Source organism: Paraglaciecola sp. L3A3 (assembly GCF_009796765.1).
Lineage (GTDB): Bacteria > Pseudomonadota > Gammaproteobacteria > Enterobacterales > Alteromonadaceae > Paraglaciecola.
Genome location: NZ_CP047023.1, coordinates 5,088,150 through 5,102,832, shown reverse-complemented (window position 1 = coordinate 5,102,832; position 14,683 = coordinate 5,088,150). Strand labels below are relative to the sequence as shown.

Genomic DNA, 14,683 nt, shown 5'->3' with positions numbered 1-14,683 from the left:
AATAAAAGTGAATGGATAACCATGAAATTGATAATATTTTTTACACTGTGTGCTTTAAATTGCTTAATCACAGTGCAAGCAGTAAAACTAAAAACTATTTACCAAGGCTTTAAACAGCCTGTAGAAATTAAATTTTTGCCTGGATCTAGTACTGAGTTATTACTGGGCGAAAAAGAAGGCCAATTGAACTTTGTTGATCTACAACACAAGACTAAATATCAAGTTCATATGTTTGATGTGGAGTCTGCTGTAGAAATGGGGTTATTAGGTGTGACATTTGCTCCTCAGTTTAACCAAAACCAATATATTTTTGTTAATTATAACCCAGAGCAAGGTGAAGACAGAACACGTGTATCTCGTTTTGTTATGGTCAAAAATAAAGATAAGCAATATCGGTTAGAAAATGAAAAAGTACTGATTGAAATTGACCAACCTCGTCAGAATCATAACGGAGGTCAAGTAGCTTTTGGCCCTGATGGTTATTTGTATATAGGTATGGGAGATGGTGGCGGTGCTGGCGATCCAGATGGCCATGGCCAGAATACAAACACCTTATTAGGTAACATGTTACGCCTCGATATTAATACAAAAGATGACGTGCCTTATGTTGTTCCAAGTGATAACCCTTTTGTGGATAAAGACGGTTTTAAGCCAGAAATTTGGGCTTATGGTATAAGAAACCCTTGGCGTTTCTCGTTTGCTGACGATGTGTTAATTGTGGCTGATGTAGGGCAAAGTAAAGTAGAAGAAGTATCTGTGGTCAAAAAAGGCCAAAATATGGGCTGGAATATCATGGAAGGCGACTTGTGCTTTAAACCTGAAAAAGGCTGTAATCAAAAGGGATTAACTTTGCCTAAGATTACTTATCCACGAACAGAAGGTATGTCCATAACCGGTGGTTTTGTATACACAGGTAAATTAATGACTGAGTTATACAATCATTACATCTATGCCGATTTTATTCTGGGTGGTGTGTGGGCCAGCAAATTTCCTGAACTTTCCGCACCAATCAAATTATTTGATGCTAAAGGTATAAACCTATCCACTTTTGCGTTAGATGCTGATGGTGAAATCTACTCTGCCGACTTTGCCAGCGGTGATTTGTACCAGTTGGTACCCTAGTGGTTAATTTTGAAATAGCGTGCTTACTTTGGTAAGCACTGTTAATTAATCGTTCTCATTTTTTCAAGCTGCTTATTTTTTATTAAAAAAAATAGCTAGAACACTTTTAATTTCAATTTAAATAAGGCCTTCAAAAAACAAAGTTTGAGATCTAGCAATAACTGTTTATACTAACAATAACTGTATAGAAAAACAGGCTGTTTATGCGTCCACTAACTGCGAGACAAGAAGAAGTACTTCAACTAATCAAAACGACTATGTTGGATACTGGAATGCCCCCCACACGTGCAGAAATTGCCCGTGAATTAGGCTTTAAATCGGCTAATGCTGCTGAGGAACATTTAAAGGCTTTAGCTCGTAAAGGGGTAATTGAAATATTGCCCGGTACCTCTAGAGGTATTAAGTTAAATACACCTTTAGAAGATCAACTAGAAGATTTAGGTTTACCGTTAATTGGTCAAGTGGCTGCTGGTGAACCTATTTTGGCTCAAGAACATGTTGAAGGTCATTACAAAGTTGATCCTAGTTTGTTCAAACCTAGTGCCGATTTTTTACTTCGTGTAAACGGCATGAGTATGAAAGATATTGGTATTTTAGATGGTGATCTATTAGCCGTTCATCGCACCACAGATGTACACAATGGCCAAGTAGTAGTTGCACGGGTAGACGAAGATGTGACAGTTAAGCGCTTAGAAAGAAAAGGCCGCGAAGTGTTATTACATGCAGAGAATGCAGACTTTTCGCCTATCAAAGTCGATCTTGCTACCCAACCTTTTAATATTGAAGGTATTGCAGTGGGAGTGATCCGCAACGCAGACTGGATGTAATTCTATTCCTTGGTAATTCATTTTTTTGAGCGCAGCAATTTTTGCTGCGTTTTTGTTTTTTATCTAGTTTTCATTTCTCTTATTTAGTTTTTATCTCAACTGTTTCTGTACTTTTAGTAAAACAAATATTCATAAATTATAAATTTTTATACAAAAGTGTTTAAAAAACCATCAATTGATTGTAATTTAAACAAAAAGGCTAGACGTACCCCCCTTAAATAAGTAATCCTTAGTAATTAGTGTAACAAATTGATAACAATGAATTTTCCCTTGGTTAACTTTTTGTTGCTTGCTTTGAGTGTTAAGAAGTCGTAATTGGTCTTTTTTTACTAAAAAATAATAGAATGTATTTGCCACATAGAGGTGCCGAGTGAAAAAAACTTTGTCTAAAACTGGAGCCATGCTGTCTGTTTTATTAGCTAGCCCAGTGTTTGCTGAAAGCAAAAATCATATCGAACAATACAAGTTGAACATGACACAAGGTGCGACTGAGATCAGTGCTGAAGTATATGATATGCATATGCTGATGTTTATTATATGTGTTGTGATTGGTGCTGGCGTGTTCATCGCCATGTTCATATCTATATATTTCCATAGAAAATCTAGAGGGGCCAAGCCAGCCCACTTCCACGAAAATGTAAAAGTGGAAATTGCTTGGACAGTTATCCCTTTCATTATTTTGGTTGGAATGGCCGTGCCAGCTCGAAATTTATTAATCGATATGGAAGATGCTAGTGAGCCTGATGTAACTGTGTTGGTCACAGGTTCCCAGTGGAAATGGCATTATAAGTATATGGACAGCGAAGTTGAATTTTATTCAAAGTTGGCCACACAACAAGAGCAAATTCAAGGCAAGTTTGACAAAGGGGTTAATTATCTTTTAGAAGTTGACCGAGCTTTAGTTATTCCTACTGGCAAAAGAGTTCGTTTTCTAATTACTTCAGATGATGTGATACATGCTTGGTGGGTGCCAGATTTTGCCATTAAACAAGATGCTAACCCTGGGTTTATTAATGATGCTTGGACTAACGTAGATCACCCAGGTGTATATCGTGGTCAATGTGCGGAACTATGTGGTAAAGATCACGGTTTTATGCCGATTGTGGTAATAGCTAAAGAACCTGCAGAATATGAAAAATGGATTGCTGAACAACAAGCTATTCAGCTTAAAGCAAAACAAGAAGAGCAACGATTATTGGCGATGAACATGTCTTTACCTGAAGCTATGGCGTTAGGTGAAAAAGTGTATAACGCTAATTGTGCCGCATGTCATATGCCAAATGGTGAAGGATTGCCTGGAGTATTCCCTGCACTTAAAGGCAGTCAAATAGCGACAGCCGACCAACCTAAACATATTGCTATATTATTGGACGGGGTGACAGGTACAGCAATGCAATCTTATGCTAAACAATTGAGTATGTCTGAATTGGCAGCTGTGGTGACTTACGAGCGTAATGCTTGGGGTAATAACACCGGTGATTTGGTTCAGGCCAAAGACATTAACGCAGCGATAAACGGAAAATAGGAGTAGGTGACCATGACTACAGTAACTGACGATATTCATCATGATGGCCTACCTGGCGATGGGCATCACGAACATCATATTCCCAGCGGCATAAAACGCTGGTTATTTACTACTAACCATAAAGATATAGGCACCATGTATTTGTGGTTCGCCTTTATTATGTTTCTAACTGGTGGCGCCATGGCGATGGTAATTCGCGCTGAGTTATTTCAGCCAGGATTACAAATATTAGAGCCTAATTTCTTTAATCAAATGACCACAGTGCATGGTTTGATTATGGTGTTTGGTGCAGTAATGCCTGCCTTTACCGGTTTAGCTAACTGGCTGATACCTATGATGATAGGTGCGCCAGATATGGCTTTACCTAGAATGAATAACTGGAGTTTTTGGATACTTCCATTTGCATTTTTGATTTTGCTTGCATCATTATTTATGGAAGGTGGCGGTCCTGCTTTTGGTTGGACTTTTTATGCTCCGCTTTCTACTACTTACAGTAGTGACAGTACGGCCCTCTTTGTTTTCTCAGTACATATCATGGGTGCCTCATCCATAATGGGGGCTATTAACGTCATAGTCACCATCATAAACATGCGTGCTCCTGGTATGACTTATATGAAAATGCCCTTGTTTGTGTGGACTTGGCTAATTACCGCATTCTTACTTATAGCGGTAATGCCGGTCTTAGCCGGTGCGGTGACTATGGTATTGACCGATAAGTTCTTCGGTACTAGTTTCTTTGATGCCGCTGGTGGTGGTGACCCCGTTATGTTCCAGCATATATTCTGGTTCTTTGGTCATCCTGAAGTGTACATCATGATTTTGCCTGCTTTTGGTATTATCTCGGCGATTGTTCCTACCTTTGCCCGTAAACGACTGTTTGGTTATGCCTCTATGGTTTATGCCACGGCATCTATTGCGCTGCTGTCGTTTATTGTCTGGGCGCACCATATGTTTACCACTGGTATGCCTGTGTTTGCTGAGTTGTTCTTTATGTTTGCCACTATGTTGATATCTGTGCCTACAGGGGTAAAAATATTTAACTGGGTGGCAACTATGTGGCGGGGTTCAATGACGTTTGAAGTGCCCATGTTATTTGCATTAGCCTTTATTGTTTTGTTCACTATTGGCGGCTTGTCTGGCTTAATGTTGGCGATTACTCCAGTGGACTTCCAGTATCACGATACCTATTTTGTGGTGGCACATTTCCATTATGTGTTGGTGACAGGAGCGATATTCTCGATTATGGCGGCTGTGTATTATTGGCTACCTAAATGGACAGGGAAAATGTTCCATATTGGGTTAGCTAAATGGCATTTTTGGTGTTCACTTATCTCAGTTAATGTGTTGTTCTTCCCTATGCATTTTGTTGGTTTAGCAGGTATGCCACGTCGTATCCCAGACTATGCTTTACAGTTTGCTGATTTTAATAAATGGATCAGTATCGGCGGTTTTGCATTTGGTTTATCTCAATTTATCTTCTTAGTTTTACTGATTAAAGCTTGTAAGAAACAAGGTGAGCCGGTGTCGGCCCAAGTTTGGGAAGGGGCTGAAGGCCTAGAGTGGGAAATTCCATCTCCAGCGCCTTATCATAGCTTTGAAACACCACCTGTAATTAAATAAACAATGAGTGCCGTTTAAATGAACACACAGCAGAATCAAACCAATAACAACAAAATGGTTGTTAAATTACTTGCCATAGTGGTGGGCATGTTTGGTTTTGGTTTTGCTTTAGTGCCTCTTTACGATGTGTTATGTGATGCTCTAGGTATTAACGGCAAAACTTCAAATGTGGCTGCAGTTTACGAGTCTGTCGAAATAGATGAAAGTAGACTGATTACAGTGGATTTTATTACTCGTGTGAATACTGGTATGCCTTGGGAGTTTAAGGCTGAAACTCGTGTAGTTAAAGTGCATCCTGGAGAAATGAGCCAGGTAAACTTTTATGTGAAAAACCCAACAGGGGCAGATGTAATAGGCCAAGCCGTACCATCAGTATCACCTGGCCCTGCGGCTATATTTATGAATAAAACCGAGTGTTTTTGTTTTGAGCAACAAACATTAAAAGCAGGCGAAGAAGTTCTGATGCCGATGAAGTTTTATATCGACCCTCAACTTCCAAAAGATATCACTTATTTTACTGTGCAATATACCCTCTACAACGTGACAGCTTCGAGTGAAGTTGTAGCGCAAAATCGCGGGTAAAGGAGAACATCATGTCAGAAAAAGAATATGAAAAGTATTATGTGCCCGCAGAAAGTCCTTGGCCATTTGTTGGGGCTGTGGCTTTATTTTTAATTGCTGTCGGGGCGGGAAATTTTGTTATTGAAACTACCCGAGATAAAGAAGGATTTGGCGGATATATATTAATAGCAGGCCTCGCAACTTTATTTATTATGCTAGTGGGTTGGTTTAAAAATCAAATTGATGAATCTATGAGTGGTATGTATAGCGCTCAATTAGGCCGCTCTTATAGACAAGGAATGGCTTGGTTCATCTTCTCCGAAGTGATGTTTTTTATGGCGTTCTTTGGTGCCTTGTTTTACGCCCGTGTAATATCTGTTCCTTGGTTGGGTGGCGCGTCTAATAACTTAGCCACTTATGAAGTTTTATGGCCAACCTTTGAAGCTATTTGGCCATTAGTTGAAACCCCAAATGGTACAAAAACTGAAGCTATGGGCTGGTTTGGTTTGCCGCTTATCAATACTGTTATTCTAGTATTGTCTTCGGTTACCTGTCATATTGCACATGTTGCATTAGAAGAAAATAAACGCGCAAAACTTAAATTATGGCTAAGTATTACCGTGATTTTAGGTTGTATATTCTTGGTGCTGCAGGTTGAAGAATATATCCATGCATATACAGAAATGGGATTAACATTAGAGTCAGGAATATACGGCAACACTTTCTTTATGTTGACCGGTTTTCATGGTTTCCACGTAACCCTAGGTACAGTAATTTTATTTATAATGTTATTAAGAGTATTTAAAGGTCACTTTACTCCAGAAAATCATTTCGCATTTCAAGCGGGAAGTTGGTATTGGCACTTTGTTGATGTAGTTTGGGTGATGCTGTTTTTCGTTGTATATATTTTGTAATTATTTATTGCTAATACAAAATTAAACGATTAAAAAGCCACGGTCGACGTGGCTTTTTAATTATTAACCTGAACTCGGTTTATGATTAATAAGGTGTTGGGTTAGGTGTGATTAATCCGGTAGCTACAGCTAAGAGTATGAGTATTATTATTGCTACTGAAGCCATTAATCTTCGCCCAATGAATTTACTCATGGGGGGACTGTCTGGGTCATTTTTAAGCATAATCATCATGGCTTTAAACAGGTTGAAAATCATAAATAGAATTAAACTGCCAATTAAAATTTTTATTAACATTGATAAACTCCTTGAGCTATTTATTGGACATGTAGATTAGTATGCCTCGATTACCCATCATCCCTACATTAATCACTTTTACCGCTGTTGTCATTATGTTTGCTTTAGGCCTTTGGCAGTTACAGAGAGCAGAACAAAAAAATGAAAGGTTAGCTTCAATAGCTGAACTAAAAGGCTCGTCACAAATGGCTTTATCTGCTGTATTAAGTAATATTCATGATATGCAAGATGTGCCAATTAGTTTTACAGCCAGTGCTGATCCAACACAATATTTTTTATTAGATAATAAAATTCATCAGGGGCGAGTGGGATATCAGCTATTGGTACCTCTACAAACTAACTCTGGCATATTAATGGCAAATTTTGGTTGGTTGTCTGCCACTCACAGTCGTAAAGTTCTACCTGAAGTCAATATTGATGATAACTTGATGTCTTATTCAGGATTAGTTTCATTCCCAAGTAAAAATATATTGGTAACAGAAACGGCAAAAGTAGATGGACAATGGCCAAAAGTGATACAAGAAGTTGATCTAAATGTATTGGAACAGCATTATAGAAAACCTTTATTGCCATTTGTGGTCAAATTGGCTGAAGAACCTAATTCAAGTTTTGTTAGGCAATGGCAAGCTGTTGTCATGCCGCCAGAAAAACATATTGCATACGCAGTGCAGTGGTTTTTATTAGCCTTGGCTGCTGTGATAGTTTTTATCATTGCCCAAAGAAAAAGAATAAAAAGGAGCAAGCGTGAGTACAACTAATAAACCTAATAATAAAAAGATGATGTTAATTTTTGTTGCGGTATTTTTACTGCCAGTAATTCTTGCCAAATTGGCCCTAGAAAACGGTTGGTTTAATAAGGCTGCTACAAATAAGGGGATATTGATTCAACCTCCTATAGACATGAGCCTGATAAAAACTGAGAAACATGATCCTAAGTGGAAGTTAGTTTATGTGTTACCCGAAACCTGTGATTTAAGTTGCGAAAATGCACTATACAGCATTGGCCAAGTTTGGAGTGCTTTAGGTAAAGAAAGTGATAGGGCTGAAGTCGTGGTGATTAGTCATGAAAAAAGTAGCCCCTTACAGTTACAAAAACTAAAAGAAAAACAAAAATTCAGATTGTTAAATACTGATCTAAATAATATCCAGCGTATATTTAATACGACTGATACTGCTGGAATATTTATTGCTGATACCTTAGATAACGTGATTCTACGTTATCCTCTGCAATCCAATGCGGAACAAGCTGTTTTGCATAGTCGAGATATTTTGTCTGATATGCGTAAAGTACTTAAACTGTCCAAAATTGGCTAAAGGAAATAGAGATGAGAAAGCTTGTTCTTTTCAGCATTTTTTTGGCTATGGTAGTGATAGTGTTAGGTGCCTATACCAGATTAACTGATGCTGGTTTAGGCTGTCCCGATTGGCCTGGTTGTTATGGTCATTTGAGTTTTTCAGATACCACTAAACATATAGAAACGGCTCAACAAGCTTTTCCTGATCGACCATTTGAAGAGCATAAAGCCTGGAACGAAATGATTCATCGTTATTTTGCTAGCGGTTTAGGTTTCGTCATTTTAATTATTTTCCTAAATAGTTTGTTTAAAAAATCTTTTAACAAACCGGTCAAATTGCCCTTTTTTCTTGTTTGCCTTGTGTGTTTTCAAGGAGCTTTGGGCATGTGGACAGTCACCTTAAATCTATTGCCTATAGTCGTGATGGGGCACTTGTTAGGTGGTTTTACTGTTTTGTCTTGCTTGTTTTTATTGTACTTAAGATTAACCCCCTACCGAATACCGGGTGGTGATCACCGTATGCGGCGATTTGGCCGATATTCCACTATTGGCATTCTTATTCTAACGGCACAAATTGCATTAGGTGGATGGACGTCAGCAAACTATGCCGCTTTAGCTTGTACCGAGTTGCCTGTTTGTGAAGGTGCTTGGTATGAAAATTTAGATATTGCAGGCGCTTTTAGTATCCCTCATGCTGAAAATTATGAATTTGGGGCTCATCCTTATCATGAACGAATGACTATGCATATAATGCACAGAGTTGGCGCCCTTATAACTTTCTTGTACCTTTGTTGGTTGGGGGCTCGTTTGTATGCAGCAGCTTCTTCTCGTTTGATCAAAAATTTATCAGTTTTACTGATATTAGTATTAGGTCTTCAAGTGATTTTAGGTGTGAGTAATGTGGTATTTAGTTTGCCAGTATTGGTTGCGGTTCTACATAACGCAGTAGCAGCCTGTTTAATGCTGGTATTAATAAGTATTAACTATACCCTGTATCGTAAGACTTAGGAGAATTGAGTGAGTAAAACCATGACAGCGCAACAAAATATGAATTCGAGTTTTCTGTCTACTTGCCAAGATTATTATGAAATGACTAAACCGAAAGTGGTTTTATTATTATTGTTAACTGCTTTGGTGGGTATGTGTTTAGCCAGTGATGAGTGGATAAGCTGGCGAGTATTAATTGCTGGTTTGACGGGCATAGGCTTTTTGTCATCGGCGGCGGCAGTAATCAATCATGTGGTTGATCGTCGAATTGATAGTCAGATGGCTCGTACATTTAATCGACCAGTGCCAAAAGGTAAAATCACCCCTAAAAAAGCTGTCATTTTTGCAGCTGTTTTAACGATAGCGGGTTACATTATACTTGAGTTGTGGGTAAATCGTTTAACTGCAGTTTTAACCTTTGCTGGATTGCTTGGATATGCTGTCATTTATACCATGTATTTAAAACGCGCCACCCCGCAAAATATTGTGATTGGTGGTTTAGCGGGGGCGATTCCGCCTCTTTTAGGTTGGACTGCAGTAACGGGGGAAGTTCATGCTCATGCTTTGTTGTTGGTACTGATTATTTTTACTTGGACTCCTCCGCATTTTTGGGCCTTAGCTATTCATAGAGAAAAAGATTACGCTCGCGCAAAGGTACCAATGTTACCCGTTACTCATGGCATTGATTTCACTAAAACATCGATATTTTTGTACACTATACTGTTATGTGTAGTGTGTTTATTGCCTTATTTGATTGGAATGACGGGGCTTATTTATTTGATTGGTTCCACTTTACTGAATATTGGTTTTTTATTTTATGCTTGGAAATTAAAGTTTGTGGCCGATGAAGATACCGCTATGCAAACATTTAAGTTTTCTATTATTCATTTGATGGTGTTATTTGTGGTGTTACTTGTCGACCATTACATTCATTTTTAATTTTTATCATTCAGGCTGTTCATGAATAAATTACAAGCTGGTTTAGTCGCTCTGGTTGCATTAGTCATTGGTGTTTTTGTGTCTATTAATATTGCACCTCCTACTGTGGATGAGACTCAACATATTCGTATGTATCCAGAACCAAGAGCCCTACCCGATTTTCAATTAATTGATCAAAATTCACAGGCATTTACTTCATCAGCGTTATTAAACCATTGGAGTTTATTATTTGTTGGGTATACCTCTTGTCCGGATATTTGCCCAACTACCTTAGCGGAATTAAAAGCTATTTATCCACAGCTACAACAAATTCCTGCTGAGTTTCCTGTGCAGGTAATCTTGTTATCAATCGATCCTAAGCGTGATACACCACAACGTTTACATGATTATATTAACTTTTTTAATCCTGAGTTTAAGGCGGTAAGTGGTGAACATGCGCAGCTATTTCCACTAGTCCGTGCATTGGGTATGATGTATTCCATGTCTGAAAGCACAGACAAACCTGATTATCTTGTTGATCATAGTTCGTCTGTGGTGTTAATTAATCCTAAGGCCCAAGTGATTGGTCGTTTTAAGCCTGATTTTGAGGTGGGTAAATTACCAATTAGCGAAGGACAAAAAATATTGGCTGACATGCCTACCCTCATTGGTAAGTAATAGCTGTTATGCGGATAAGGCGTGCAACAGAACAAGATGCTGATGAATTAGCTAAACTTGTTTTTGATTCTGCCCCTCAGTTATTAACCGCAGCTTTTAATCTTACCCCTGAATTTTCGGTGAAACACTTTTTAGTAAAAAATTTGTCTAACCGAGACGGACAATATGGTTATTACAATCATTGGCTGGTAGAGCAAAATAACAAAGTGATAGCCTGTGTTAGTGCTTGGCATACTGAATTGAGTGATGAATTTCATAGGGCAACACTATCAGGCATAACCGATTTTTATGGTTTGCAAAATGCTTTGTCGTTATTACATCGTAATCAAGCATTACAAGATTGTATGCCCCAATTAAAGGTTAATGAATGGTGTATAGGGCACTTGTCTGTTTCTAAATCAAAACAAAGGCAAGGAGTAGCCTCTGCTTTATTAGCTTATATGCAGCAATTAGCACTAGAAAATAACAAGTCAGTGCTTTGTCTAGACGTAGAAGCCAGTAATACTCAGGCTATTAGTTTTTATACTAGCCTAGGTTTTTTAATTGTGTCCGAAACAGTGGTGACTGCTCGTATGGCTAATTGGGGCCTAGGCAGCCATCTACATCTCAGCAAGGTATTGAATTAGTCTAACCATTCACCAGCGGCTGTAGGCACAAAAAATGGCTTAGAGTACCAATAGTATCTATTGCCGTAACTTTTACTAGGAGCGGTACAATTTACTCTGTGCCTGCCTGCTTTTCGCATATTGTTAAGATGCATAGATATTTTTCCATCATGATTATTATGCTCAAGTTTATTACCACTTTTAAAGCAGTTAATTTGGGCTGGATTAATGTCTTTGTCATTCACTTGAAAGCTAAAATTTAGCTTATCGGTAGATAAATCTAACTCAGCAATAGTTGGGCTGATATTGGATACAGGCATAGCTAAACTATTTAGCTTAACTTTTAGGGGATCCAGCCTGCTATAAATTCCTGCTGCCGGATATCTAGGTAAGGCTGAAAAATCGCTGTAGGATGCTATTGCGCCACTTTGCTGGCCAAAGCCAACATAACCTAAACTAGTTAGTTTTTGTTGAATAAGATGATTAAATTCTCCATAGGGGTAAGCAAAATATTTAAGACTATAGCCTAGCTTTTGTTTTAGTAATTTTTCTGCAGACGTTACATTGTCGGTGACACGTGTTAACCAAGCTTGCTGTGATTCGTTGGCTAGCTTAGCTAATGAATGTATGTGGGCATTACCATGATTGGCAAAAGTCACTCCCTCTTTACCCATTTCAGTTATTTGTTGCCAATCTAATTGATAATCGGCTCCGCCTATTAACGCCGGATTAATAAAAATGGTATACGGAAAGTTGAATTTCTTTAGAATCGGATGAGCATTTTGATAAATATTGGTGTAGCCATCATCAAAGGTAATCACTACAGTCTTGTCTGGTAGCGGTTGTTTGTTTTGTAATTTTTCTACCACAGTTTTAAGATCTAACACTTGATGGTTGTCTGCTAAATATTGCATATGTTGAGCAAACACTTCAGGCGTCACTGAGGTAGAATTAGGTGTGTCATTGCTTACATGATGATATAGCAAGATTACAGCATTGTCTTGCGCCCAAGAGTTTGTCGGTAGTGCCACGCATGTTAAGGTCAACAACAAAAATTTCCACATTGTATTTATTTAATCCTTTTAAAATGAAAGTCGAATGAGCAGTCACCGTATTTTATCAAACTTTTTGCAAATCAGCTTACATCAAAAAATCCTGCTTATTGCTGGACCTATGATCCTAAGTAATATCACTACACCTTTAATGGGGCTAGTGGATACAGCCGTGTTAGGTCATATGGATGGTGCCCATTTTTTAGCTGGAGCATCCATTGCCACACTTATTATTACTCAAGTATATTGGGTCTGTGGCTTTTTACGTATGACATCAACAGGCTTAAGTGCGCAAGCTAAAGGTAAAAATGATAATGACTTGTGTAGTAAAAGTTTGTTTCAAGGTTTGTTTATTAGCCTTTTGCTGGCAGGGCTGTTACTACTGTTGCAACAACCAATATTGCAGTGGGGTATATATTTAGCGAATACCACGGCTGAAATTGAAACTAGCTTAACTGAATATTTTAATGTGCGAATTTGGGGAGCGCCGGCAGCTATGGCTAATTTGGCTTTAGTGGGTTGGTTAATAGGTCAACAAAAAGCAAAAAGAGTACTGCTGATCCAAGTTGCTGCTAATTTATTAAATGTTGGGTTGAATTTTTGGTTTGTATTAGGTCTAGAGCTCGAAGTGTTTGGTGTGGCTTTAGCAACGGTTTTCGCTGAGTATTTCATTTGTATTGTCAGTCTGTTGATGGCATTGAATGTGTTAGCTAGGCCGACATTCAAGCCTAAATGGTTTTCAGTTGAAAATTTAAAACCTTTATTGCGCTTAAATGGTAATACCTTTTTGCGAAATTTAATGTTGCAAGCCTGTATTGCATTTTTAATCTTTAAAGGAGTGGGGTACGGCACCAGTGAGGCTGCGATAAATGCTATTATCATGCAGTTTTTCACTTTAATTGCCTTGGGTTTAGATGGTGTGGCTTTTGCAGCTGAGGCTCTAGTTGGTGAGAAAAAAGGTCAGCAGGATCAACTAGGTATTGTACAAGTCACGTTACATGGTTTGTTATGGTCTATGCTCTTGGCTGTTGCTTATAGTTGTGTCTTTGGCTTTTGGGGAACAGAAATCACGGCATTATTGACTGATCAAATACTCCTTAGACAAAACATGCAGGATTACATGATTTTTGTTGTGTTATTGCCACTTATCGCCCATTGGTGTTTCTTTTTTGATGGTATTTTTGTTGGTCTAACTCGTGCGACTGCCATGCGAAACTCAATGATCTTGAGCGGGTTCTTTGTATATTTCCCTACTTTTTTATTATTTTCTACCTATCAGAACCAGGCTTTATGGATCGCTATGTTGTTTTTTATGTGTTCTAGAGGTGTGACCTTGGCAGGATATTTTACTTATCTTTGTCGAAAGAAGTTGGTGGCTTTTTAAAGCCTGCTGTCATTCTGTGGGCCAAGATGCCTAAGTAGCCTATTATCGCAGGTACAAGACCTATAGTTATTAATATCAGTCCAGGCACTTGTAGCCAAAACCAATATTTGGCACCTAACAATATAAGCAATGCGCCTAAACAAAATATTCCTAAGCCTAATTTAAATCTAGACCAGCTTTTATTTGGATTATTTGCTAGACGCTGTAACCAGTTTTCAGATGCCATCTTTACACTTTATTGGCTCACTCTTAATAGTAAGAATGATCGCCAGCTTGATGTTCAGTGGCATCTTTGACTGCGGTTAATTCACCAGCAAACTTTTCTAACATTTGTTTTTCAATACCATCTTTTAATGTTAAATCAACTTGTGAACAACCGTTACAACCGCCACCAAATTCTAAGATGGCGGCTTTATCTTTAGTGATTTCAACTAACATCACTTTACCACCATGACTGGCAAGTTGTGGGTTGATTTCAGCTTCAATCATGTAACTAACACGCTCTGCTAAAGGTGCGTCATCATCAACTTTACGGGCTTTGGCATTGGGTGCTTTTAGGGTTAACTGTGAACCCATTTGATCAGTGACGAAGTCTATTTCAGCTTCTTCTAAGAAAGGCGCACTTTCTAGATCAATAACAGCATCAAAACCGTTAAACTTTAATACAGTGTCGCTTTCTTCTACAGCATCTGCTGGACAATAGGATACGCCGCACTCTGCACTGGGAGTGCCTGGGTTGACCACAAACACACGAATACAGGTGTCTGGACCTTGTTTTTCTAGTAGTTTACCGAAATGTGCTTCTGCGGTTTCTGAAATTGAAATCATGGGATACTCACTTAAAAACGTTACTTGTTCTAGTATACCAAGATTACTTGACTAAAACACTCAAGTAATAAA

17 protein-coding genes are annotated in these 14,683 nt (G+C 38.4%); 13 read left to right on the top strand and 4 right to left on the bottom strand.

Translation table 11 applies throughout. The annotated features are described in order from the left end of the window. The first annotated feature begins 21 nt into the window (after positions 1–21). The 6 genes from GQR87_RS21305 (at position 22) to GQR87_RS21280 (ending at position 6,569) form a co-directional block, all read left to right on the top strand. On the top strand, positions 22–1,122 hold the full coding sequence (locus GQR87_RS21305) for a sorbosone dehydrogenase family protein (protein WP_158972681.1): 1,101 nt from the start codon (positions 22–24) through the stop codon (positions 1,120–1,122). Between the two features lie 203 nt (positions 1,123–1,325). Beyond that, positions 1,326–1,949 (top strand): transcriptional repressor LexA, encoded by a 624-nt coding sequence (gene lexA, locus GQR87_RS21300; protein ID WP_158972680.1) that lies wholly within the window; start codon positions 1,326–1,328, stop codon positions 1,947–1,949. Positions 1,950–2,349: 400 nt separating this feature from the next. Beyond that, positions 2,350–3,474 (top strand): cytochrome c oxidase subunit II, encoded by a 1,125-nt coding sequence (gene coxB / locus GQR87_RS21295; protein ID WP_158973147.1) that lies wholly within the window; start codon positions 2,350–2,352, stop codon positions 3,472–3,474. Positions 3,475–3,486: 12 nt separating this feature from the next. After that, positions 3,487–5,094: a cytochrome c oxidase subunit I gene (ctaD, locus tag GQR87_RS21290; protein WP_158972679.1), complete on the top strand. Its 1,608-nt coding sequence runs from the start codon at positions 3,487–3,489 to the stop codon at positions 5,092–5,094. A gap of 18 nt (positions 5,095–5,112) precedes the next feature. Then, positions 5,113–5,676 carry a cytochrome c oxidase assembly protein gene (locus tag GQR87_RS21285; RefSeq protein ID WP_158972678.1) on the top strand — a complete coding sequence of 188 codons (564 nt, stop codon included), beginning with the start codon at positions 5,113–5,115 and terminating at the stop codon, positions 5,674–5,676. Between the two features lie 11 nt (positions 5,677–5,687). Further along, positions 5,688–6,569 (top strand): cytochrome c oxidase subunit 3, encoded by an 882-nt coding sequence (locus tag GQR87_RS21280; RefSeq protein WP_158972677.1) that lies wholly within the window; start codon positions 5,688–5,690, stop codon positions 6,567–6,569. An 85-nt stretch (positions 6,570–6,654) separates the two neighbouring features. Here GQR87_RS21280 and GQR87_RS21275 read toward each other — a convergent pair whose 3' ends face one another. Further along, positions 6,655–6,864, bottom strand: a complete 210-nt coding sequence (locus tag GQR87_RS21275) for a DUF2909 domain-containing protein (protein WP_158972676.1) — start codon at positions 6,862–6,864, stop codon at positions 6,655–6,657. A gap of 41 nt (positions 6,865–6,905) precedes the next feature. Here GQR87_RS21275 and GQR87_RS21270 point away from each other — a divergent pair, with 41 nt between their 5' ends. Genes GQR87_RS21270 through GQR87_RS21245 form a run of 6 tightly spaced genes read left to right on the top strand, consistent with a single transcriptional unit; the run spans position 6,906 to position 11,368 of the window. After that, positions 6,906–7,622, top strand: coding sequence for an SURF1 family protein (locus GQR87_RS21270; RefSeq protein WP_233267354.1), 717 nt, complete (start codon positions 6,906–6,908; stop codon positions 7,620–7,622). A gap of 19 nt (positions 7,623–7,641) precedes the next feature. Then, the gene (locus tag GQR87_RS21265) at positions 7,642–8,178 is read left to right on the top strand and encodes a hypothetical protein (protein WP_199271770.1); all 537 of its coding nucleotides are present in this window, start codon (positions 7,642–7,644) and stop codon (positions 8,176–8,178) included. An 11-nt stretch (positions 8,179–8,189) separates the two neighbouring features. Continuing rightward, complete coding sequence (locus GQR87_RS21260; RefSeq protein ID WP_158972674.1) at positions 8,190–9,167, top strand: heme A synthase; 978 nt, start codon at positions 8,190–8,192, stop codon at positions 9,165–9,167. A 21-nt stretch (positions 9,168–9,188) separates the two neighbouring features. Beyond that, on the top strand, positions 9,189–10,085 hold the full coding sequence (cyoE, locus tag GQR87_RS21255) for a heme o synthase (RefSeq protein WP_158973144.1): 897 nt from the start codon (positions 9,189–9,191) through the stop codon (positions 10,083–10,085). Positions 10,086–10,106: 21 nt separating this feature from the next. Further along, the gene (locus tag GQR87_RS21250; protein ID WP_158972673.1) at positions 10,107–10,742 is read left to right on the top strand and encodes an SCO family protein; all 636 of its coding nucleotides are present in this window, start codon (positions 10,107–10,109) and stop codon (positions 10,740–10,742) included. 8 nt (positions 10,743–10,750) lie between these two features. Next, the gene (locus tag GQR87_RS21245; RefSeq protein WP_158972672.1) at positions 10,751–11,368 is read left to right on the top strand and encodes a GNAT family N-acetyltransferase; all 618 of its coding nucleotides are present in this window, start codon (positions 10,751–10,753) and stop codon (positions 11,366–11,368) included. Here the strand turns inward: GQR87_RS21245 and GQR87_RS21240 are convergent. After that, positions 11,365–12,396 carry a polysaccharide deacetylase family protein gene (locus tag GQR87_RS21240; RefSeq protein ID WP_233267353.1) on the bottom strand — a complete coding sequence of 344 codons (1,032 nt, stop codon included), beginning with the start codon at positions 12,394–12,396 and terminating at the stop codon, positions 11,365–11,367. The two genes, GQR87_RS21245 and GQR87_RS21240, sit on opposite strands and share 4 nt — an antisense overlap. Before the next feature lie 49 nt (positions 12,397–12,445). On the opposite strand from GQR87_RS21240, the gene GQR87_RS21235 reads away from it, so the two are divergent. Further along, the gene (locus tag GQR87_RS21235; protein ID WP_158972670.1) at positions 12,446–13,783 is read left to right on the top strand and encodes an MATE family efflux transporter; all 1,338 of its coding nucleotides are present in this window, start codon (positions 12,446–12,448) and stop codon (positions 13,781–13,783) included. Here the strand turns inward: GQR87_RS21235 and GQR87_RS21230 are convergent. Both GQR87_RS21230 and nfuA read right to left on the bottom strand, forming a co-directional pair. After that, the gene (locus GQR87_RS21230) at positions 13,746–14,009 is read right to left on the bottom strand and encodes a hypothetical protein (protein ID WP_158972669.1); all 264 of its coding nucleotides are present in this window, start codon (positions 14,007–14,009) and stop codon (positions 13,746–13,748) included. The two genes, GQR87_RS21235 and GQR87_RS21230, sit on opposite strands and share 38 nt — an antisense overlap. A gap of 23 nt (positions 14,010–14,032) precedes the next feature. After that, on the bottom strand, positions 14,033–14,611 hold the full coding sequence (gene nfuA / locus GQR87_RS21225) for a Fe-S biogenesis protein NfuA (protein ID WP_158972668.1): 579 nt from the start codon (positions 14,609–14,611) through the stop codon (positions 14,033–14,035). Positions 14,612–14,683: the final 72 nt, after the last annotated feature.

Coding starts and splice junctions, on each gene's coding strand:
- GQR87_RS21305 (WP_158972681.1), top strand. CDS start 22: ATGAAATTGATAATATTTTTTACACTGTGTGCTTTAAATTGCTTAATC.
- lexA (WP_158972680.1), top strand. CDS start 1,326: ATGCGTCCACTAACTGCGAGACAAGAAGAAGTACTTCAACTAATCAAA.
- coxB (WP_158973147.1), top strand. CDS start 2,350: ATGCTGTCTGTTTTATTAGCTAGCCCAGTGTTTGCTGAAAGCAAAAAT.
- ctaD (WP_158972679.1), top strand. CDS start 3,487: ATGACTACAGTAACTGACGATATTCATCATGATGGCCTACCTGGCGAT.
- GQR87_RS21285 (WP_158972678.1), top strand. CDS start 5,113: ATGAACACACAGCAGAATCAAACCAATAACAACAAAATGGTTGTTAAA.
- GQR87_RS21280 (WP_158972677.1), top strand. CDS start 5,688: ATGTCAGAAAAAGAATATGAAAAGTATTATGTGCCCGCAGAAAGTCCT.
- GQR87_RS21275 (WP_158972676.1), bottom strand. CDS start 6,864: ATGTTAATAAAAATTTTAATTGGCAGTTTAATTCTATTTATGATTTTC.
- GQR87_RS21270 (WP_233267354.1), top strand. CDS start 6,906: ATGCCTCGATTACCCATCATCCCTACATTAATCACTTTTACCGCTGTT.
- GQR87_RS21265 (WP_199271770.1), top strand. CDS start 7,642: ATGATGTTAATTTTTGTTGCGGTATTTTTACTGCCAGTAATTCTTGCC.
- GQR87_RS21260 (WP_158972674.1), top strand. CDS start 8,190: ATGAGAAAGCTTGTTCTTTTCAGCATTTTTTTGGCTATGGTAGTGATA.
- cyoE (WP_158973144.1), top strand. CDS start 9,189: ATGACAGCGCAACAAAATATGAATTCGAGTTTTCTGTCTACTTGCCAA.
- GQR87_RS21250 (WP_158972673.1), top strand. CDS start 10,107: ATGAATAAATTACAAGCTGGTTTAGTCGCTCTGGTTGCATTAGTCATT.
- GQR87_RS21245 (WP_158972672.1), top strand. CDS start 10,751: ATGCGGATAAGGCGTGCAACAGAACAAGATGCTGATGAATTAGCTAAA.
- GQR87_RS21235 (WP_158972670.1), top strand. CDS start 12,446: ATGAGCAGTCACCGTATTTTATCAAACTTTTTGCAAATCAGCTTACAT.
- GQR87_RS21230 (WP_158972669.1), bottom strand. CDS start 14,009: ATGGCATCTGAAAACTGGTTACAGCGTCTAGCAAATAATCCAAATAAA.
- nfuA (WP_158972668.1), bottom strand. CDS start 14,611: ATGATTTCAATTTCAGAAACCGCAGAAGCACATTTCGGTAAACTACTA.